Consider the following 20,920-nt stretch of genomic DNA (forward strand, 5'->3'; position numbering starts at 1 on the left):
TCACCAATAGATATTTGACAGAGTGAAGCATCTCCCTCCATCGTTACTTCAGTTCCTGCACTATCGCCTGTCTGAAGCAACGTTCCGGAGGAGTCCCCGTGAGTGAGGCACCACAGCCCACCGCCACGGCCGTCAAGCCCACCAGCGCCCGGGTCCTGCCCGCCCTGATCCTCGCCATGCTGGCGTTCAGCGTGGTGCAGACCGCGGTCGTCCCGATCCTGCCCGGGCTGGCCCGCGAGCTGAACGTCTCGGGCTCCAACATCACCTGGCTGATGACGGCCAACCTGCTCTCCGCCGCGGTCCTCACCCCGCTCCTCGGCCGCTTCGGCGACCTGCGCGGACGCAAGCCCATGCTGCTGGTCTCGCTCGCCGGCCTGGTGCTCGGCTCCGGCCTCGCGGTCGGCACCCACTCCTTCACCTGGCTGGTCGTGGCCCGGGTGCTGCAGGGCGCGGGCGGCGGCGTGCTGCCGCTGGCGATCAGCATCGTCCGCGACGAGCTGCCCCGGCAGAAGGTCACCGGCGGCGTCGCCGCGATCTCCGCGTCCATGGGCGTCGGCTCCGGCCTCGGCCTGGTCGCCACCGGCCTGCTGCTGGAGCACTGGAGCTACAAGTCGATCTTCTGGATGGGCCTGGTCTTCGGCCTGCTCGCGGTGGTCCTGGTGATCGTCCGGGTGCCCACCGACCCGGTCACCGACAAGGAGGGCGGCGCGGACCCGCTCGGCGCGCTCACCCTGGCCGGCTGGCTCTCCGCCCTGCTGATCGCCGTCAGCCAGGGCAACCAGTGGGGCTGGACCTCGACCCGCACCCTCGGCCTGTTCGCCGTCGCCGCCGTCGTCGCGCTGCTCTGGATCCTGGTCGAGTCCAAGGTCGCCCACCCGCTGGTCGACCTGTCGATGATGGCCCGCCCCGCGGTCGCCTTCACCAACATCTCCGGCCTGCTGATCGGCTTCGGCATGTACGGCTCGTTCATGGTGATCAGCAACTTCGCGCAGACCCCGGAGAAGCTCGCCCACTACGGCTTCACCGCCACCGTGCTGCACGCCGGCATCATGCTGCTGCCCTCCGCGATCGGCTCCATGGTCGCCGCCCCGCTCGGCGCCCTGCTGATCGCCCGCCGCGGCCCCCGCCTCCCGCTGGTCCTCGGCGGCCTCCTCGGCGCGGTCTCGATGGCCTACCTGGCGCTCCGGCACGGCGCCGAGTTCGACCTCTACTTCTCCTCCGCCGTCTTCGGCCTCGGCGTCGGCCTCGCCTACGCCGCGATGCCCGCCTACATCAACGGCGCCGTCCCCGCCGAGCAGTCCGGCATCGCCAACGGCATGAACGCCGTGCTGCGCACCGTCGGCGGCGCCGTCGGCACCGCCGTGATGGCCGCGATCCTCACCGGCGACACCCTGAAGCTCCCCGTCCCGGTGCAGCTGCCCACGCTGGACGCCTACCAGCACGCCTTCTGGGTGGCCGGCGCGATGTGCCTGGTCGCCGGCGCGGTGCCGTTCGCGATCCGCCGCATCAAGCCCACCGCCACCCCCGCCGAGCGCCCCGTCACCGACCCCGCGCTCGCCCCGGCCGACGCCTGACGGCGTCCCTCGCGTCCTGGACACACGCGAGCAACCACGGACACCCCCGCCACGGGCATCGGCGGGGGTGTCCGTGCGTTCTCACGCCCCGTCCGGCTCCGCCGGGGCCCTGAGCGGCAGCGCGCCCGACGCCTCCAGCTCCTCGTCCTCCACCGAGAACGTCCGGACCCGGCCCGGGCCCGAGTACGGCGTCTCGAAGCGCACCGTGACCCGCCCCACGCCGCTGCCCTGCACCCAGCCGGGGCCGTACTGACGGTGGGTCACGTCCTGGCCCGGCCACCACCGGCGGGCCGTCGGCGCGGCGGGCAGCTCCGCCGGGGCCTCCTCCGCCGGCGCCGCCTCCTCGCCCTCGGACTCCCGTTCCTCCCGCTCCAGTTGGGCAAACAGGTCCTCCTGGGTGTAGTCGGCGAGCTGCGCGACACCCACGCCCAGCAGCCGGACACCGCCCGTGACGTCGACCGCCATGGCCAGCCGGCGGGCCGTCGCGGCGATCACCTCCTCGTCGTCCGTCGGCCCGCGCAGCGTCTCGGAGCGGGTCAGCGTGGAGAAGTCGAACCGCCGGACCTTCAGGACCACCGTCCGCCCGGACCGGCCGGTCGCCCGCAGGCGGCGCACGCAACGGGACGCCAGGTGGTCGATCTCGCGCAGGATCCGGTCGCGGTCGGCGAGGTCGACCTCGAAGGTGTCCTCGACCGAGACGGACTTGGCGTCCCGGTCGGGCACCACGGGGCGTTCGTCCCAGCCGAGGGCCATCTGGAAGACGCCCGCGCCGTGCGCCTTGCCCAGCAGGCCGACCAACTCCTCGAACCCGGCCTCCGCCAGGTCCGCCACGCTCGTCAGCCCGGCCCGGCGCAGCGCCTGCTCCGTCGCGGGGCCGATCCCCGGCAGGGCGCGCACCGGCATCGGGGCCAGCACCGCACGCTCGGAGCCGGGTTCGATCAGCACCAGCCCGTCCGGCTTGGCCTGTTCCGAGGCGATCTTGGCCATCAGCTTGGAGGCCGCCGCGCCCACCGAGGCGGTGAGGCCGGTCCGCTCCACGATGTCGGCCCGCAGGTCCTCCGCCAGCGCCAGCACCAGCTGCGCCCCCTCGGCCGGGCTCGCCGCGGCCAGCGCCGGCCCGTACGGCCCGGCCTCCAGATCGACGAACGCCTCGTCCAGGCTGAGCGGTTCGACCAGCGGCGAGCGCTCCCGCAGCTGCGCCATCACGATCTCGCTGTTGGCCCGGTACGCCTCGAAACGGCCGCTCAGGAACGCCGCGTTGGGGCACAGCCGGCGGGCCTGCGCCATCGGCATCGCCGAGTGGACGCCGAACTTCCGGGCCTCGTAGGAGGCGGTGGAGACCACGCCGCGCCCGCCGAGGCCGCCCACGATCACGGGCTTCCCGCGCAGGCTCGGCTTGGACGCCTGCTCCACCGCCGCGAAGAAGGCGTCCATGTCGAGGTGGATGATGCTCGGCACGGTCCGCACGGCTCGATCATCCCGCGCCCCGCCGACAATCCCCCGCCGGAGTGGTTCCTCAGCCGCGCGCCGCGTCGGCCAGCGCCCGGGCGACACCGTCCTCGTGCGGGCCGAGCAGCGCCGGGTCGGGCTTCACCAGCACGTTCACCAACGCCTTCACCGCGCCCGGGATCTCCCGCAGCCCGCCGTACTTCCAGGTGGTGTCGTGCCACTCCTCCACCCCGACCGCGTACGAGTCGATCCCGGCCGCCTCGCACAGCGCCAGCGCCCGCCGCACGTGGAAGGTCTGACTGACCAGCACCGCCTTGTCCACGCCGAAGATCCGGTGCGCCCGGGTGCACGAGTCCCAGGTGTCGAAGCCCGCGTAGTCCCCGACCACCCGCACCGCCGGCACCCCGCGCTCGATCAGGTAGCCGCGCATCGCGTCGGTCTCGTCGTACTGGACGGTGCCGTTGTCACCGGTGACCAGGATCGCCCGCACCTTCTGCGCCCGGTACAGCTCCAGCGCCGCATCCAGCCGGTGCGCCAGGTACGGGGACGGCTCGCCGTCCATCAGCCCGGCGCCGAACACCACCGCGACGGGCGCGTCCGGCGCGCTCGCCACCGTGCCGACCTTCCCGGACTGGCTCAGGTACAGCCAGGCGCTCGGCGACAGCGCCAGCGCGCAGAACAGCACCACCGCCTGGAACCAGCGCCGCTGCCCGCGCCGGCTGCCCCAGCCCGGCGGCCGCCACGCCCGCACCTGCCGCCAGCGGCGCCCCAGCCATCTCATGATCGTCGACACACCGGGGAGGACGACCGGCCCACCGGACCGGTTCCCCCTGACGGGCCGTCGGCGGGGAGCCGCCCGGCGACGGGTCGTCAGACCGCGCGGTTGCGGCGCTGCGCCAGCTCGTCGGCCGGGTCGTGGCCGACCAGGGTCTCGCCGGTGTCGGTGCGCTCACCGTGCAGCCGGCCCAGCGTCGACTCCAGCTCCTGCCAGACCGCGCCGACGGCGATGCCGAACACGCCCTGACCGCCGTTCAGCAGATCGACCACCTGCTGCGGGGAAGTGCACTCGTAGACCGTCGCGCCGTCGCACATCAGGGTCAGCCCGGTCAGGCCGGCCTGGTCGGCGGACTGCAGGTGGGTGACCGCCACCCGGATGTTCTGCAGCGACACGCCCGCGTCCAGCAGCCGCTTGACGATCTTCAGCATGAGAATGTCGCGGAAGCTGTACAGCCGCTGCGCGCCGGCCGGGTACGCGGAGCGCACCGAGGGCTCCAGCAGGCCGGTCCGCGCCCAGTAGTCGAGCTGCCGGTAGGTGATGCCCGCGGCGGCGCACGCGGTCGGGCCCCGGTAGCCGAGCAGCGCGGACGTCGGCGCCAGCCGTTCGATGGCCGGCTGGCCGGCCTGGACGGCGGGGAACCGGCCGATCAGCCGCGGCGGCTGCTCAGCCTCGGGCTCGGGCAGCCGGGGCCGCCCGATCGGACCACGGCCGGCGCGCGGCAGGTGCACCGCGCACAGCGCTCCGGAACGCGTCTCGTCGCCGGTGCCGCTCATCGCCAACCTCCGTCCATTCCGCCCAAGGCCCCACGGGACCCGCACGGGCCCGGGCGGGCCCCGGGCTGCGGGTGGCCCGTCGGCCGGGCCATCACCTGACGGTAGGCAGTCGCCCAAGCAGCGTCAACGATCGCCACGCCGGGGGCTTCCGCAAACTTCACTCCATCGAGTGGTTATTCGTGCCCCATGTGCGGGTAGCAGAACGGATTTCTACCACAGCCGAGTTGCGGCCCACTGCCTGCCCGGATAGCGGACCGCCGACCCCCGGCTACTGCGGGCCACCGCCGAAGTCCTCCGGCGAGACCTGGTCCAGGAACTCCCGGAACTTCTCGACCTCGTCCTCCTGCTCGTCCGGGATCGAGATGCCGGCCTCCGCCAGCACCTCCTCGCTCCCGTAGATCGGCGTACCGGTGCGCAGCGCCAGCGCTATCGCGTCCGAGGGGCGCGCGCTCACCTCGACACCACCGGCGAAGACCAGCTCCGCGTAGAACACGCCGTCCCGCAGGTCGTTGATCCGCACCTCGGTCAGCTGGTGGCCGAGCGCACCCAGCACGTCCTTGAACAGGTCGTGCGTCAGCGGCCGCACCGGAGTCATCCCCTGCTGGGCGAAGGCGATCGCGGTCGCCTCACCCGGGCCGATCCAGATCGGCAGGTAGCGGTCGCCGCCGACCTCCCGGAGCAGCACGATCGGCTGGTTGGAGGGCATCTCCACCCGGACACCCACGACGTCGAGCTCATTCACACCAGCAACCCTATGGCGCGCGCTCCCGATAGGAAAGCGCAGCAGGCAGCGGCCCCCGCGAACCGGACGCCGCCCGCCCCCGCCGCGTCAGGTCCGGGCCCGCAAACCCGCCTGCACCATCGCCGCGTGCAGGCGCACCGACAGGGTGGCCAGCTCCCGCGCCGTCGCCTCCGCGTGCGCCCGGGTCTGCGGGTTGCGGTGCCGCCGCAGCGGCGCCACCACCTGCTCCACCAGCGCCACCTCGCGCTCCGCCGCCGCCTTCATCGCCCGCAGGTGCCGCGGCTCCAGCCCGAACCGCCCCAACTCCGCGACCAGCCGCGCGATCTGCAGCGCCTCGCCGTCGTACCCGCCGTCCGGGCCGGGCTGCACCAGCCCGTACGCCTCCCACTCGGCGAGCTCCCGCTCCTGCGCCTCCGCGGCCGCGATCAACTCGGCCCGGCCCAACCGCACCCCGCCGGCCGAACCCGCGCCCGCGACCAGCTCCCGGTCCGCCTCCTCCAGCGGCCCCGGACGCGCCTCCGCCCCCGGCAGCGCCGGCGGCTGCTCGCCGCGCTCGATCGCGTCCAGGTGCTCGCGGATCACCCGCAGCGGCAGGTAGTGGTCGCGCTGCATCCGCAGCACGTACGCCAGGCGCTCCACGTCCGCCGCCGAGAACTTCCGGTAGCCGGACGGGGTGCGCTGCGGCTCGACCAGGCCCTCCGCCTCCAGGAAGCGGATCTTGGAGATCGTCACCTCCGGGAAGTCGTCCCGGAGGAAGGCCAGCACCGCGCCGATCGACAGCAGTTCGTCACCCCGCCGGCGCGCCTCGCCCGTGCGGCGCGAGGCCGGCACGGGCGAGGACCCGAGGGACGGGGCAGGAGTCTGTGGGGTCACTCGGGCTCCAAACGGAGAAGTGGTCAGTACCCCCGGTGGTGGCTGGCGAAGAACACCAGCCGGTACTTCCCGATCTGCACCTCGTCGCCGTTGCTCAGCAGCACCTCGTCGATCCGCTCCCGGTTCACGTAGGTGCCGTTCAGGCTGCCCACGTCCGCGACCGAGAAGCCGCCGTCGCGCTGCCGACGGAACTCCACGTGCCGACGCGACACCGTCACGTCGTCCAGGAAGATGTCACCCTGCGGGTGCCGCCCCGCCGTGGTCACGTCCGAGTCCAGCAGGAACCGGCTGCCCGAGTTCGGGCCGCGCTGCACGATCAGCAGCGCCGAACCCAGCGGCAGCGCGTCGATCGCCGCCATCACCTCGGCGGACAGCGCCGGAGTGGCGCCCGTCGACGTCGCGTTCGGGTCGTACGACTCGATGCCGGAGATCGAGATGGTCGAGGTGGTCTCCACCGCGCCCTCCGGGGAACCGCCGCCGCCACGCAGCTGAGTACCGCAGTTCGAGCAGAACCGGGCCGTCGCCGGATTCTGGTTCCCGCACCGCGGGCACGGGCTGGTGCCAGCCATGTTCACAGCCTCCTGGCGCGGCACACCCGACTGGACGTGCCCGGCATAGGGGTCCGGGGCAAACCCTCCACCGGAGGTTGAGGGTCCTGACGCGAAACCTATGCGCGGCCCGCCCGCCGAATCAACCGACGCGCCGTACCCGGCGTCGAACTGCCCGGTCGGAATGCCCGCACCCTGGGTCACGTCGTCCCGGTACATCGGACGCTGCCCGTCCGGTGCCGGACGCATCGGCGGAACCCCCGCGTCCTCCTGCCGGTACCGGGCGGTCGGCGCCTCCGTCGCAGCCTGCTTGTTACGGCCGAAAAGCTTCGAGAAAAAACTCACGGGCGAATCCCCTTGCGTGTGACAGAACCGCCCGCGGGGCAGGGTTCAAGGCTCGGTGTGGCGGTGGACCCGGCATCGGACCGGGCACTGACGGTCGGTGGAACCCAGTGTCGCCGACGCTCTGCGGGCACCCACCACCGGGGGCGGCCCGCAGCTGACGAACCGTACGGAGCGCGCCCCGTCACTTCGCCGCCGGCTTGCCGTACTGCAACGGCTTCGGGGTGGCCAACGCGTCCACCACCACCTTCTGCTGCTGGACGATGGTCGCCCGCGCCTGCTGCTTCTCCAGACTGCGCACCACGCCACCGGGAATGTTCAGCGCCGGAGTCAGATCCTGCGGGTTGCCCACCACGGTGAAGCGGAACGGCTGCGACACGCTCTTCCCGTCGATCTGCACACCACTGCCCGACGCGTTGTCGGTGAAGTACGTCCCGGCCACCACGCGCACGTCGTTGATCTGAATCGCCTCCGCCCCCGCCGCTCGGAGTTCCTGCAGGGTGTCCAGCAGCATATCCGCCTTCACCTGCCCTTGGGGATCATCGATCGTCAGCACGATCCCCGGGCCGCTCGCCTTCTCCGTCCCCGCCAGCACACCCAGTTCGGCGGCCTTCTTCCGGGTCTGCTCCTGCGCCTCCTTGGCCTGGTTGGAGGAGTTCTCCAACTGCGCCAAGGACTGCTCCAGCTGCGTCTTCTCCAACTGGAGACGCTGCTGACGCCCGTCCAGTTCGTCCAGGATCCGCACCAGGTCCTCCTGCCGCGCCCCGCGCAGCTGGCTGTGGTCGTTCGTCGACCGCACCTGGATCGCCAGCGCCAGCCCCAGCGCGAACAGCAGCAGCGCCACCACCAGCTGGCCCCGCGACACCCGCGGCGGCCACATCGCCGCCTTCAGCCGCGACCGGCCCTCCGACGGCAACCGCACCGGCTGACGGTCCGTCACCGGACGCTCCGCCTCCGTCTCGGGCTGCGGCTCCGGCTCCACGGACTGCGCGGGCTGCTCCGCAGCGGGCTCGGCCGGTGCCTGCTCGGCCTCGACCGGCTCCGCGGCCTGCGCCGGCTCCACCGTCGCGGACTCCTCCACCGGCTCGTCCGCCCCGGAACGCTCCGGCTGCTCCTTCTCCTCGCTCACAGCCGCTCCCTACGCCCTGAACACGTGCCGACGGATCGCCGCGGCATTCGAGAAGATCCGGATGCCCAGCACCACCACCACGCCGGTGGACAGCTGCGAGCCCACGCCCAGCTGGTCGCCCAGGAACACGATCAGCGCCGCCACCACCACGTTCGACAGGAACGACACCACGAAGACCTTGTCGTCGAAGATCCCGTCCAGCATCGCCCGGACCCCGCCGAACACCGCGTCCAGCGCCGCCACCACCGCGATCGGCAGGTACGGCACCACCGCGTTCGGCACCTCCGGCTGCACGAACACGCCGACGACCACGCCGATCACGAGACCCAGTACGGCAATCACGGTGTAGCAGCTCCTGTTCCAGTGGGAGTGGACTTCACGGTCGAACGCCCCGACGGTGACTTCGATCCGGACGGCGAGGGACTCGAGGACGGGCTCGCAGAGGGGGACGGGGACGCGTCGACCCCGGCCACCCGCAGCGTCACGCCCAGCGCCGGCGGCAGCGTCAGCGACTTCTGCACCGACACCGTCGAGCGGATGCCGTAGCTGTCCTGAATGATCTTCAGGTAGCGGCCGCCCTCGTTGTCCTGGAAGGCCTGCGCCAGCCGCGGCCCGTCCCCGATCGCCAGCAGCGTGTACGGCGGCACCAGCGGGCGGTTGTCCACCAGGATCGCGTCACCCGCCGCCCGGATCGCCGACAGCGCCGTCAGCCGCTGCCCGTTCACCGACACCCCCTCCGCGCCGGCCAGCCACAGGCCGTTCACCGCGTACTGCAGGTCGTGGTCCTTCACCCGGCCGCTGTTGCCGAAGGTCTCCGCGGTCCGCGGGTCGCTGACGTTACCGCCCACGCCCGTCCCCGACGCGTCGTCGATCACCAGCTTGATCCCCGGCCCGGTGATGCCGCCCGTACCCGTCTGGGCCGCCAACTGCGCCACCCCGGCGTCGTTCCCCGCCGCCAGCGCCTGGGCCTGCGCCTGGTCGACCCGCTCGCGGTCCTGCTCGACCTGGCGCTGCAGGGCGTCCGCCGCCTTGTTGGCGTCGCTCACCCGGCTCACCAGGGCGTCCCGCTCCTTCGCCAGGACGGGCGCCGCGGCCTGCGTGTTCACCGCCCCCACCGTCACCACGGTGGCCGCCAGTGCCAGGCCCACGGCCAGCACCAGCCGCCCCCTGGCCGTGGTCGGCAGCCGCGAACTGCCCTCCGCCCCGCGCGCCCGGGCCGCCTCCGCGTACCCGTCGTCGAGCGAGTGGTCCATCACCGTGTTCAGCAGGGACATCGAGGCGTCCGGGCGGCGGAAGCGCCCCTCCGGGTCACTCGGCGTCGGCGTTGCTGGCATGCGCCACATCGTTTCACGACCGGCGGGCGGCTCACGACCAGCCCCCGGCCCCGCAGGACGGTTTCGGCACAGGATCGTGACAAAACACCGGGGAGGGACCGGCCCGCAGGCCCGCCCCTCCCCAGCGTGTCCCCGGTCCGTCAGCGGCCGGCGCCGTCCACCACCGCGGCCCACTCGTCGAGCAGCCGCTCCGTCGCCTCGTCGTCCGGACCCTCCGCCCACAGGTGCGTCACGGCCTCCGCCGGGTCCGGCAGGACCAGCGTCCACCGGCCGTCCGGCTCGACCACCCGCACACCGTCCGTGGTGTCCAGCTTGCGGTTGCCCGCCGCCTCCACCACCGAGCGCATCACCATGCCCTTGGCGGCCCACGGCGTCGCGATGTCCCGCTTCTGGATGTGCGCCTGCGGGATCCGGGCGTCGATCTGACTCAACGTCAGCTGCGTCCGCGCCACCAGGCCCACCAGCCGCACGAACGCCGCCGCACCGTCCAGCACCCCGGAGAACTCGGGCACCACGAAGCCGCCGCGCCCGTCACCGCCGAACACCGTGCCGTCCGCCGCCGCGGCCTTCGCCAGGTCGTCCGGCGAGGTCGTCGTCCAGATCACCTGGGTGCCGTGGTACGCCGCCACCTGCTCGGCGATCCGCGTCGTCGTCACCGGCAGCGCCACCTGCCCGGAGCGGCGCTCGGCCGCCACCAGGTCGAGCAGCACCAGCAGCGCCCGGTCGTCCTGGATCACCCGGCCGAGCTCGTCCACGAAGGACACCCGCTCGCCCACCGGGTCGAACCGCACGCCGAACGCCGCCCGCGAGGACGCCACCAGCTCGCCCAGCCTGGCCAGCGCCGCCCGCCGCGACTCCGCGTCCTCGGTCGGCCGCGCCTCGTCCAGGCCACCGGCCACCGTCAGCGTCTCCACGCCCAGCCGGCCCAGGATGCTCGGCAGCACCAGCCCGGCACTGCCGTGCGCCGCGTCCACCACGACCTTCAGCCCGGCCTCCCGCACCCCCGAGGTGTCCACCGCCCGCAACAGGTTCGTCGCGTACGAGTCGAACACGCTCGCCGGGTGCAGCAGGTCGCCGATCTCGCCCGGGAACGCCCGCCGGAACTCCTGCCGCGAGTACACCCGGTCCAGCTTCCGCTGCCCCGCCTGCGACAGGTCCGCACCCCGCTCGTCGAAGAACAGGATGTCCAGCGAATCCGGCACACCAGGAGTGGTCCGCAGGAAGATCCCGCCCGCACTCCCCCGCGCCGTCGCCTGCCGGGCCACCGGCATCGGGACGTTCTCCAGGTCGCGGACGTCGATCGCGCTGGTCTGCAACGCGGAGATCATCGCCCGCTTCAACGCCCGCGCACCACGCGAGTGGTCACGCGCGATGGTGACGGTGGCGCCCTTCTTCAACGTGGTCGCGTACGCCCCCGCCAGCCGCACCGCCAGCTCCGGCGTGATCTCCACGTTCAGGATGCCCGAAACGCCGCGCACCCCGAACAGGTGCTCCTGCCCGCGGGACTCCCAGATCACCGAGGTGTTGACGAACGCGCCGGCCTCGATCGTCTTGAACGGGTAGACCCGGACGTTGCCCGCGACGATCGACTCCTCGCCGATCAGGCACTCGTCACCGATCACCGCCCCTTCGTCGATCCGCGCGGCCCGCATCACGTCGGTGTTCTTGCCGACCACGCATCCGCGCAGGTTGCTCTGCGGCCCCACGTACACGTTGTCGTGCACCACGGCCTTGTGCAGGAACGCACCGCGCTTCACGACCACGTTCGAGCCCAGCACGGTGTGCTCGCGCAGCTCCACGCCGGCCTCGACCTTGGCGTAGTCACCGATGTACAGCGGCCCCCGCAGCACTGCCTCCGGGTCCACCTCCGCACCCTCGGCCACCCACACCCCGGGCGAGATCTCGAACCCGTCCAGTTCGACCTGGACCTTCCCCTCCAGGACGTCCGCCTGGGCCTTCAAGTAGCTCTCGTGAGTGCCCACGTCCTCCCAGTAGCCCTCGGCGACATAGCCGAACACCGGCTTGCCCTCCTTGAGCAACTGCGGGAACACGTCGCTCGACCAGTCGACCGACTCGCCGGCCGCCACGTAGTCGAAGACCTCGGGCTCCATCACGTAGATGCCGGTGTTCACGGTGTCCGAGAACACCTGGCCCCAGGTCGGCTTCTCGAGGAAGCGCTCGACCTTGCCCTCGTCATCCGTGATGGTGATACCGAATTCCAGGGGGTTCGGCACCCGGGTGAGACACACCGTCACCAGTGCGCCCTTCTCCCGGTGAAAGGCAATCAGCTCGGAAAGGTCGAAGTCCGTCAAGGCATCGCCGGAGATCACCAGAAACGAATCGTCCCGCAGCGCGTCCTCGGCGTTCTTGACGCTGCCTGCGGTGCCCAACGGTGTTTCCTCGTTGGCATAGGTGAGGTGCATCCCCAGTTCTTCGCCGTCACCGAAGTAGTTCTTGACCAACGAGGCCAGGAACTGCACCGTCACCACGGTGTCGGTGAGGCCGTGCCTCCTCAGCAATCGAAGCACGTGCTCCATGATCGGCCGATTGGCCACCGGGAGCAGCGGCTTGGGCATGCTGGAGGTCATGGGGCGGAGTCGAGTGCCCTCCCCGCCCGCCATCACAACGGCTTTCATTACGGGTGCGTCCTCCTTCGCGGTGGTGAACCCCTGCGGGTCCATCAAACCGGTCCGACGCATCTCTACCCGGAAGAAAACGTCCGACTCACCGTGGAGGCCGTGTAAAACGTCTCATGCTGATCTCAAACGGCAGCCGGACGCTCCGCCTTCAGGATCTGCCGGGCCTGTACCGCATACAAGGCGCCGGCCCACCAGTACAGCGTCGTCCCCCACCAGATGAACGCCCAACTCACCACTCCCGCAACCTGGTGCACCCACCCGTCGCCGACCCCCAGCAGCAGGAGCGGGAAGGCGTACATCAGGTTGAACGTCGCTGCCTTCCCCAGGAAGCTCACGTTCAGCGGCCCGTAACCCGCCCGGTTGAGCCGAAGCAGCACCACCCCGACGAACACCTCGCGGGCCACCAGCACGGCCGTCAGCCACCACGGCAGGATCTCCCGCCACGTCAGCCCCACCAGCGTCGACACGATGTACAGCCGGTCCGCCGCCGGATCCAGCAACTGCCCCAGCCGGCTGATCTGCCCCCACCGCCGAGCCAGCTTCCCGTCCAGGTAGTCGCTGACCCCGCTCAGCATCAGAATGACGATCGCCCACCCGTCATTCGTCGGCCCGCCGAAGACCGGCCACAGCACCAACCACAGAAAGATCGGCACGCCCACCAGCCGAGCCATGCTCAGCAAATTCGGGATCGTGAGGACCCGGTCGGTCTGGACGCGTGTCTCCTGCACCTCCACCTTGGGGATCCTCCTGTGCTACCAACTCTGTTACCACGACAAGTCTGCGGATCGACCCTACAGCAGAGAAGCCCCCTGACATCCCGTCAGGGGGCTTCTCCACAAAGATTGTTCGGCGGCGTCCTACTCTCCCACAGGGTCCCCCCTGCAGTACCATCGGCGCTATGAGGCTTAGCTTCCGGGTTCGGAATGTAACCGGGCGTTTCCCTCACGCTATGACCACCGAAACACTATGAAACTATCCACCGGAGTGGGTCGTTGTTTCAGAACAACACAGTGGACGCGAGCAACTGAGGACAAGCCCTCGGCCTATTAGTACCGGTCAACTCCACCCCTTACAGGGCTTCCATATCCGGCCTATCAACCCAGTCGTCTACTGGGAGCCTTACCCTCTCAAGGAGGTGGGAGTGCTCATCTCGAAGCAGGCTTCCCGCTTAGATGCTTTCAGCGGTTATCCCTCCCGAACGTAGCCAACCAGCCATGCCCTTGGCAGGACAACTGGCACACCAGAGGTTCGTCCGTCCCGGTCCTCTCGTACTAGGGACAGCCCTTCTCAACACTCCTACGCGCACAGCGGATAGGGACCGAACTGTCTCACGACGTTCTAAACCCAGCTCGCGTACCGCTTTAATGGGCGAACAGCCCAACCCTTGGGACCTACTCCAGCCCCAGGATGCGACGAGCCGACATCGAGGTGCCAAACCATCCCGTCGATATGGACTCTTGGGGAAGATCAGCCTGTTATCCCCGGGGTACCTTTTATCCGTTGAGCGACGGCGCTTCCACAAGCCACCGCCGGATCACTAGTCCCTACTTTCGTACCTGCTCGACCCGTCAGTCTCACAGTCAAGCTCCCTTGTGCACTTACACTCAACACCTGATTGCCAACCAGGCTGAGGGAACCTTTGGGCGCCTCCGTTACTCTTTAGGAGGCAACCGCCCCAGTTAAACTACCCACCAGACACTGTCCCTGATCCGGATCACGGACCCAGGTTAGACATCCAGCACGACCAGAGTGGTATTTCAACGTCGACTCCACCATGACTGGCGTCACGGCTTCAAAGTCTCCCACCTATCCTACACAAGCCGAACCGAACACCAATATCAAGCTATAGTAAAGGTCCCGGGGTCTTTCCGTCCTGCTGCGCGAAACGAGCATCTTTACTCGTAATGCAATTTCACCGGGCCTGTGGTTGAGACAGTCGAGAAGTCGTTACGCCATTCGTGCAGGTCGGAACTTACCCGACAAGGAATTTCGCTACCTTAGGATGGTTATAGTTACCACCGCCGTTTACTGGCGCTTAAGTTCTCAGCTTCGCCACGACGAATCGTGACTAACCGGTCCCCTTAACGTTCCAGCACCGGGCAGGCGTCAGTCCGTATACATCGCCTTACGGCTTCGCACGGACCTGTGTTTTTAGTAAACAGTCGCTTCTCGCTGGTCTCTGCGGCCACCACCAGCTCAGGGAGCAAGTCCCCTCACCAGCAATGGCCCCCCTTCTCCCGAAGTTACGGGGGCATTTTGCCGAGTTCCTTAACCACAGTTCACCCGAACGCCTCGGTATTCTCTACCTGACCACCTGAGTCGGTTTGGGGTACGGGCCGCCATGAAACTCGCTAGAGGCTTTTCTCGACAGCATAGGATCATCCACTTCACCACAATCGGCTCGGCATCAGGTCTCAGCCTATTGTGAGGCGGATTTGCCTACCTCACGGCCTACACCCTTACCCCGGGACTACCACCGCCCGGGCTGGACTACCTTCCTGCGTCACCCCATCGCTCACCTACTACAGGCTTGGGTCGGCGGCTCCACCACGTCCCTTTGTCCGAAGACTCCGGGCCGGCTTCACGGCCTTAGCATCACCTGGTTCGACGTTGGCGCTTCAAAGCGGGTACGGGAATATCAACCCGTTGTCCATCGACTACGCCTGTCGGCCTCGCCTTAGGTCCCGACTTACCCTGGGCAGATCAGCTTGACCCAGGAACCCTTGGTCAATCGGCGCAAGAGTTTCCCACTCTTGTATCGCTACTCATGCCTGCATTCTCACTCGTGAACCGTCCACAACTCGATTCCTCGGCTGCTTCACCCGGCACACGACGCTCCCCTACCCATCACAGCCTCCGTTGGGAGTATTGCTGCAATGACACGACTTCGGTGATGTGCTTGAGCCCCGCTACATTGTCGGCGCGGAATCACTTGACCAGTGAGCTATTACGCACTCTTTCAAGGGTGGCTGCTTCTAAGCCAACCTCCTGGTTGTCTCTGCGACTCCACATCCTTTCCCACTTAGCACACGCTTAGGGACCTTAGTCGGTGTTCTGGGCTGTTTCCCTCTCGACCATGGAGCTTATCCCCCACAGTCTCACTGCCGCGCTCTCACTTACCGGCATTCGGAGTTTGGCTAAGGTCAGTAACCCGGTAAGGCCCATCGCCTATCCAGTGCTCTACCTCCGGCAAGAAACACGCGACGCTGCACCTAAATGCATTTCGGGGAGAACCAGCTATCACGGAGTTTGATTGGCCTTTCACCCCTAACCACAGGTCATCCCCCAGGTTTTCAACCCTGGTGGGTTCGGTCCTCCACACGGTCTTACCCGCGCTTCAACCTGCCCATGGCTAGATCACTCCGCTTCGGGTCTTGGGCATGCAACTCAGACGCCCTATTCGGACTCGCTTTCGCTACGGCTACCCCACACGGGTTAACCTCGCTACACACCGCAAACTCGCAGGCTCATTCTTCAAAAGGCACGCAGTCACAGTCCGAAGACTGCCCCCACGGCTTGTAGGCACACGGTTTCAGGTACTATTTCACTCCGCTCCCGCGGTACTTTTCACCATTCCCTCACGGTACTATCCGCTATCGGTCACCAGGGAATATTTAGGCTTAGCGGGTGGTCCCGCCAGATTCACACGGGATTTCTCGGGCCCCGTGCTACTTGGGAAATGAGCAAGCAAGCCGTACAGATTTCGTCTACGGGGGTCTTACCCTCTACGCCGGACCTTTCGCATGTCCTTCGACTACCCATACGGTTTCTGACTCGCCGACCGGCCGGCAGACCGATCAAGCTCACTCCCACGACCCCGTCACGGCAACCCCTGCCGGGTCTCACACCATGACGGTTTAGCCTCATCCGGTTTCGCTCGCCACTACTCCCGGAATCACGGTTGTTTTCTCTTCCTGCGGGTACTGAGATGTTTCACTTCCCCGCGTTCCCTCCACATACCCTATGTGTTCAGGTATGGGTGACAGCCCATGACGACTGCCGGGTTTCCCCATTCGGACACCCCCGGATCAAAGCTCGGTTGACAGCTCCCCGGGGCCTATCGCGGCCTCCCACGTCCTTCATCGGTTCCTGGTGCCAAGGCATCCACCGTGCGCCCTTAAAACTTGGCCACAGATGCTCGCGTCCACTGTGCAGTTCTCAAACAACGACCAGACACCCACCTCAACAAGCATGGGACCGGCGACCACTGAGACAACGAAGACTCGTTCCCTCAGGACCCAACAACGTGCCCGACACACCAAGCGGTACCTGTTTTCCACGCCGAAGCAGTACTGGCAGGTCCATACCGTGTGTGCCGAATAGTCAACGTTCCACCCATGAGCAACCGTGCGAGACATTCGCTCGCATCCGGCCATGTGCTCCTTAGAAAGGAGGTGATCCAGCCGCACCTTCCGGTACGGCTACCTTGTTACGACTTCGTCCCAATCGCTGGTCCCACCTTCGACGGCTCCTCCCCTTACGGGTTAGGCCACCGGCTTCGGGTGTTACCGACTTTCGTGACGTGACGGGCGGTGTGTACAAGGCCCGGGAACGTATTCACCGCAGCATGCTGATCTGCGATTACTAGCAACTCCAACTTCATGGGGTCGAGTTGCAGACCCCAATCCGAACTGAGACCGGCTTTTTGGGATTCGCTCCGCCTCACGGCATCGCAGCCCTTTGTACCGGCCATTGTAGCACGTGTGCAGCCCAAGACATAAGGGGCATGATGATTTGACGTCGTCCCCACCTTCCTCCGAGTTGACCCCGGCAGTCTCCTGTGAGTCCCCGACATTACTCGCTGGCAACACAGAACAAGGGTTGCGCTCGTTGCGGGACTTAACCCAACATCTCACGACACGAGCTGACGACAACCATGCACCACCTGTACACCGACCACAAGGGGGCGCCTATCTCTAGACGTTTCCGGCGTATGTCAAGCCTTGGTAAGGTTCTTCGCGTTGCGTCGAATTAAGCCACATGCTCCGCTGCTTGTGCGGGCCCCCGTCAATTCCTTTGAGTTTTAGCCTTGCGGCCGTACTCCCCAGGCGGGGAACTTAATGCGTTAGCTGCGGCACCGACGACGTGGAATGTCGCCAACACCTAGTTCCCAACGTTTACGGCGTGGACTACCAGGGTATCTAATCCTGTTCGCTCCCCACGCTTTCGCTCCTCAGCGTCAGTAATGGCCCAGAGATCCGCCTTCGCCACCGGTGTTCCTCCTGATATCTGCGCATTTCACCGCTACACCAGGAATTCCGATCTCCCCTACCACACTCCAGCCTGCCCGTATCGAATGCAGACCCGGGGTTAAGCCCCGGGCTTTCACATCCGACGCGACAGGCCGCCTACGAGCTCTTTACGCCCAATAATTCCGGACAACGCTCGCACCCTACGTATTACCGCGGCTGCTGGCACGTAGTTAGCCGGTGCTTCTTCTGCAGGTACCGTCACTTGCGCTTCTTCCCTGCTGAAAGAGGTTTACAACCCGAAGGCCGTCATCCCTCACGCGGCGTCGCTGCATCAGGCTTTCGCCCATTGTGCAATATTCCCCACTGCTGCCTCCCGTAGGAGTCTGGGCCGTGTCTCAGTCCCAGTGTGGCCGGTCGCCCTCTCAGGCCGGCTACCCGTCGTCGCCTTGGTAGGCCATTACCCCACCAACAAGCTGATAGGCCGCGGGATCATCCTGAACCGCCGGAGCTTTCCACCAACCCCCATGCAGGAGAAGGTCGTATCCGGTATTAGACCTCGTTTCCAAGGCTTGTCCCAGAGTTCAGGGCAGATTCCCCACGTGTTACTCACCCGTTCGCCACTGATCCACCCCGAAGGGCTTCACCGTTCGACTTGCATGTGTTAAGCACGCCGCCAGCGTTCGTCCTGAGCCAGGATCAAACTCTCCGTGAATGTCTCCACGGGGAGCGGCACAGCAACCACCGGAATAAGGCGGCCCTGCGCACTGCGTCCTCGCTAGTGTTTTACTTCAAAAGGAATCTCCAACCCCGAAACAAGTCCGAGGCCGGGGATGTCAACATATCTGGCGTTGACTTTTGGCACGCTGTTGAGTTCTCAAGGAACGGACGCTTCCTTCGAGCCGCATTCCTGCGGACCCTCCGGGCGCTTCGTTCTTTCGTGTTTTGAGCCTACCAGACGGTTTACTCGGCGTTGACCGCCGCTTTACCTGTCTGACTTGCTCTGTTTACCGCCGTTGCGCGGCGACCTGAGCAACGATAGCGGCTTGGCGGCTCAGCTCCTAATCGAGGCGCGGTCGGGTCACCCGGACGGACGCGCTGGGAGTGCGCGGGTGGGGCGGGTGGCGGCTCACCCGGATGCCGTAGAGTGCGGCGCGGCAGCCAAGAGGACTAGACCACTTGAGGGCGGCGGCCTCGGCGGAGAGGGTGCGGGAAGGTCGGTTCGTGTACAGCGGGGTGGGCGTGGACGGTGATCTCCACTCGGGTGGCTCGTGAGCGTTATGTCATGAGATGTCCGAAGTTGACGTAATTTGGGTTCAGTCGATCGATGGGCCGCTGCCTCGCGGCCGCACGCGATGTACTCCGTACCTGGGAGGCTCCACCATGACCACTGTCACGTCGCCCCTCGCCGGTCGCGCCGTCGGGCTCGCCAACGTCCCCGACCCGGTGTTCGCGGGCGCCATGGTGGGGCCGGGGACGGCGATCGATCCGCTGCGGGAGCCGATCGAGGCGGTGGCTCCGGTGGACGGGCAGGTGGTGTCGATGCATCCGCACGCGTTCGTGGTGATGGATGAGAACGGGCACGGGGTGCTGACCCACCTCGGGATCGACACGGTGCAGCTCAATGGGGAGGGGTTCGAGCTGCTGGTGCACAAGGGGGACCGGGTGAAGCGCGGGCAGCCGGTGATCAAGTGGAACCCGGCGGCGGTGGAGGCCGCGGGGAAGTCGCCGATCTCGCCGATCGTGGCGCTGGAGGCATCGGCGGAGCAGTTGAGCGGGGTCGCGGAGTCCGGTGAGGTCAACGCCGGCGGCGAGCTGTTCATCTGGAACTGACGGCGACGGGCGAGGGCTAAGGGGTTCGGACCATGGAGCGAACGCTGCGCGGCGTGGGGGTCAGCCACGGGATCGCCATCGGACAGGTGCGTCATATGGGGACGGCGGTGCTGGAGCCACCCGTGACGCAGATCGCCGCCGACCAGGGGCCGCGGGAGCAGGCTCGGGCGGCGGCCGCAGTGGAGGCGGTGGCGGCGGACCTGGTGGCGCGCGGGAACCTGGCGGGCGGCGAGGCGCAGGCGGTGTTGGAGGCCCAGGCGCTGATGGCCCAGGACCCGGAGCTGTTGGCGGACGTGAACCGTCGGATCGACGCGGGGAGCACGGCGGAGCGCGGGGTCTACGACGCGTTCGCGGCGTACCGGGAGTTGCTGGCCGCGGCGGGTGAGTACCTGGCGGGGCGGGTGGCGGACCTGGACGATGTGCGGAACCGGATCGTGGCGCGGTTGTCGGGGGTGCCGATGCCGGGCGTGCCGGACTCGGACGAGCCGTACGTGCTGCTGGCCCGGGACCTGGCGCCGGCGGACACCGCGTTGCTGGACCCGTCGCTGGTGCTGGGGTTCGTGACCGAGGAGGGCGGGCCGACGTCGCACAGCGCGATCCTGGCGCGGGCGATGGGGGTGCCCGCGGTGGTGGCGCTGCCGGGGGCGACCACGGTGGCGGAGGGGGTGGTGGTCGCGGTCGACGGGTCGACCGGCGAGGTGCTGGTGGAGCCGGCGGCGGAGCGGCAGGCGGAGTTGCGCCGGCAGGCGGCGGAGCGGAAGGCGGCGCTGGCCGCTTCGTCCGGGCCGGGGCGGACCTCGGACGGGTTCATGGTGCCGCTGCTGGCGAACGTGGGAAGTGCGGCGGACGTGCCGGCGGCGTTGGAGAACGGGGCCGAGGGGATCGGACTGTTCCGGACCGAGTTCCTGTTCCTGGACGACTCGGCGAAGGCGCCGACCGAGGACAAGCAGGTCGAGGCGTACCGGAAGGTGCTGGAGGCGTTCCCGGGGGCCCGGGTGGTGGTGCGGGTGCTGGATGCGGGGGCGGACAAGCCGCTGGACTTCCTGACGCCGGGCGACGAGCCGAATCCGGCGTTGGGGGTGCGGGGTCTGCGGACGCTGTTGGAGCACCCGGAGGTGTTGCGGTCGCAGTTGCGGGCGTTGGCCCGGGCGGCGGAGGGGCTGACGGTGCGCCTGGAGGTGATGGCGCCCATGGTCGCGGACCGGGTGGATGCCCGCGCGTTCGCGGAGGCCTGCCGGGAGGTGGGGCTGGACGCCAAGTACGGGGCGATGGTGGAGATTCCGTCGGCCGCGCTGCGGGCGGGGTCGATCCTGCGGGAGGTGGAGTTCCTCTCGCTCGGGACGAACGACCTGGCGCAGTACGCGTTCGCGGCGGACCGGCAGGTGGGTGCGTTGGCGCGGCTGCAGGATCCGTGGCAGCCGGCGCTGCTGGATCTCATTGCGGCGTCCGCGGAGGCGGCGAAGGCGGCCGGGAAGAGCTGCGGGGTGTGCGGGGAGGCGGCGTCGGATCCGCTGTTGGCGTGCGTGCTGACCGGGCTGGGCGTGACGAGCCTGTCGATGGGTGCGGCGTCGATCCCGTACGTGCGGTCGGCGTTGGCGCAGGCCTCGTTGGCGCAGTGTCAGCGGGCGGCGGAGGCGGCGCGGGCGGCGGACACCGCGGAGGAGGCCCGGGCGGCGGCGCAGCAGGTGTTGTCCGGGGCGTAGGCGCCGTCCGGACG

14 protein-coding genes and 3 rRNA genes are annotated in these 20,920 nt (G+C 68.2%); 3 read left to right on the forward strand and 14 right to left on the reverse strand.

Annotation, left to right across the window (positions count from 1 at the left end):
* Nucleotides 1-98: 98 nt before the first annotated feature.
* The gene (locus BX266_RS07060) at nt 99-1,574 is read left to right on the forward strand and encodes an MFS transporter (protein WP_259464587.1); all 1,476 of its coding nucleotides are present in this window, start codon (nt 99-101) and stop codon (nt 1,572-1,574) included.
* Between the two features lie 81 nt (nt 1,575-1,655).
* Here BX266_RS07060 and BX266_RS07065 read toward each other — a convergent pair whose 3' ends face one another.
* From BX266_RS07065 to BX266_RS07130, 14 genes are all read right to left on the reverse strand, one after another.
* A complete protein-coding gene (locus BX266_RS07065; protein ID WP_099898048.1) occupies nt 1,656-3,041 on the reverse strand; it encodes a DNA polymerase IV in 1,386 nt (461 codons plus the stop codon).
* Nucleotides 3,042-3,090: 49 nt separating this feature from the next.
* On the reverse strand, nt 3,091-3,804 hold the full coding sequence (locus BX266_RS07070) for a vancomycin high temperature exclusion protein (RefSeq protein WP_099898049.1): 714 nt from the start codon (nt 3,802-3,804) through the stop codon (nt 3,091-3,093).
* A gap of 89 nt (nt 3,805-3,893) precedes the next feature.
* Nucleotides 3,894-4,574 carry a MerR family transcriptional regulator gene (locus BX266_RS07075; RefSeq protein ID WP_099898050.1) on the reverse strand — a complete coding sequence of 227 codons (681 nt, stop codon included), beginning with the start codon at nt 4,572-4,574 and terminating at the stop codon, nt 3,894-3,896.
* A 268-nt stretch (nt 4,575-4,842) separates the two neighbouring features.
* On the reverse strand, nt 4,843-5,316 hold the full coding sequence (locus BX266_RS07080) for a bifunctional nuclease family protein (protein WP_014134677.1): 474 nt from the start codon (nt 5,314-5,316) through the stop codon (nt 4,843-4,845).
* A gap of 87 nt (nt 5,317-5,403) precedes the next feature.
* The gene (locus BX266_RS07085; RefSeq protein WP_099898051.1) at nt 5,404-6,147 is read right to left on the reverse strand and encodes a MerR family transcriptional regulator; all 744 of its coding nucleotides are present in this window, start codon (nt 6,145-6,147) and stop codon (nt 5,404-5,406) included.
* Between the two features lie 65 nt (nt 6,148-6,212).
* Complete coding sequence (locus tag BX266_RS07090; protein ID WP_099898052.1) at nt 6,213-7,082, reverse strand: FHA domain-containing protein; 870 nt, start codon at nt 7,080-7,082, stop codon at nt 6,213-6,215.
* A gap of 181 nt (nt 7,083-7,263) precedes the next feature.
* Nucleotides 7,264-8,208 carry a DUF881 domain-containing protein gene (locus BX266_RS07095; protein ID WP_099898053.1) on the reverse strand — a complete coding sequence of 315 codons (945 nt, stop codon included), beginning with the start codon at nt 8,206-8,208 and terminating at the stop codon, nt 7,264-7,266.
* A 9-nt stretch (nt 8,209-8,217) separates the two neighbouring features.
* Nucleotides 8,218-8,550 (reverse strand): small basic family protein, encoded by a 333-nt coding sequence (locus BX266_RS07100; protein ID WP_043908904.1) that lies wholly within the window; start codon nt 8,548-8,550, stop codon nt 8,218-8,220.
* Nucleotides 8,547-9,551 carry a DUF881 domain-containing protein gene (locus BX266_RS07105; RefSeq protein ID WP_099898054.1) on the reverse strand — a complete coding sequence of 335 codons (1,005 nt, stop codon included), beginning with the start codon at nt 9,549-9,551 and terminating at the stop codon, nt 8,547-8,549. Before BX266_RS07105 ends, BX266_RS07100 begins: the two co-directional genes overlap by 4 nt.
* 131 nt (nt 9,552-9,682) lie before the next feature.
* Nucleotides 9,683-12,178, reverse strand: coding sequence for a mannose-1-phosphate guanyltransferase (locus BX266_RS07110; protein WP_099898055.1), 2,496 nt, complete (start codon nt 12,176-12,178; stop codon nt 9,683-9,685).
* A 125-nt stretch (nt 12,179-12,303) separates the two neighbouring features.
* Nucleotides 12,304-12,915: a CDP-alcohol phosphatidyltransferase family protein gene (locus tag BX266_RS07115; RefSeq protein ID WP_099898056.1), complete on the reverse strand. Its 612-nt coding sequence runs from the start codon at nt 12,913-12,915 to the stop codon at nt 12,304-12,306.
* 110 nt (nt 12,916-13,025) lie between these two features.
* Nucleotides 13,026-13,142 (reverse strand): 5S ribosomal RNA (gene rrf / locus BX266_RS07120).
* 64 nt (nt 13,143-13,206) lie between these two features.
* Nucleotides 13,207-16,312: ribosomal RNA gene (locus tag BX266_RS07125) — 23S ribosomal RNA — on the reverse strand.
* 256 nt (nt 16,313-16,568) lie between these two features.
* Nucleotides 16,569-18,085: ribosomal RNA gene (locus BX266_RS07130) — 16S ribosomal RNA — on the reverse strand.
* Together the 16S, 23S and 5S rRNA genes form the textbook arrangement of a ribosomal RNA operon.
* 668 nt (nt 18,086-18,753) lie before the next feature.
* Here BX266_RS07130 and BX266_RS07135 point away from each other — a divergent pair.
* Together BX266_RS07135 and ptsP are read left to right on the forward strand one after the other, a co-directional pair.
* Nucleotides 18,754-19,203 carry a PTS glucose transporter subunit IIA gene (locus BX266_RS07135; protein WP_099898057.1) on the forward strand — a complete coding sequence of 150 codons (450 nt, stop codon included), beginning with the start codon at nt 18,754-18,756 and terminating at the stop codon, nt 19,201-19,203.
* A 32-nt stretch (nt 19,204-19,235) separates the two neighbouring features.
* The gene (gene ptsP, locus BX266_RS07140) at nt 19,236-20,906 is read left to right on the forward strand and encodes a phosphoenolpyruvate--protein phosphotransferase (protein WP_099898058.1); all 1,671 of its coding nucleotides are present in this window, start codon (nt 19,236-19,238) and stop codon (nt 20,904-20,906) included.
* Nucleotides 20,907-20,920 lie beyond the last annotated feature (14 nt).

Origin of the sequence: Streptomyces sp. TLI_171, assembly GCF_003610255.1 — a bacterium.
Taxonomy (GTDB): domain Bacteria; phylum Actinomycetota; class Actinomycetes; order Streptomycetales; family Streptomycetaceae; genus Kitasatospora.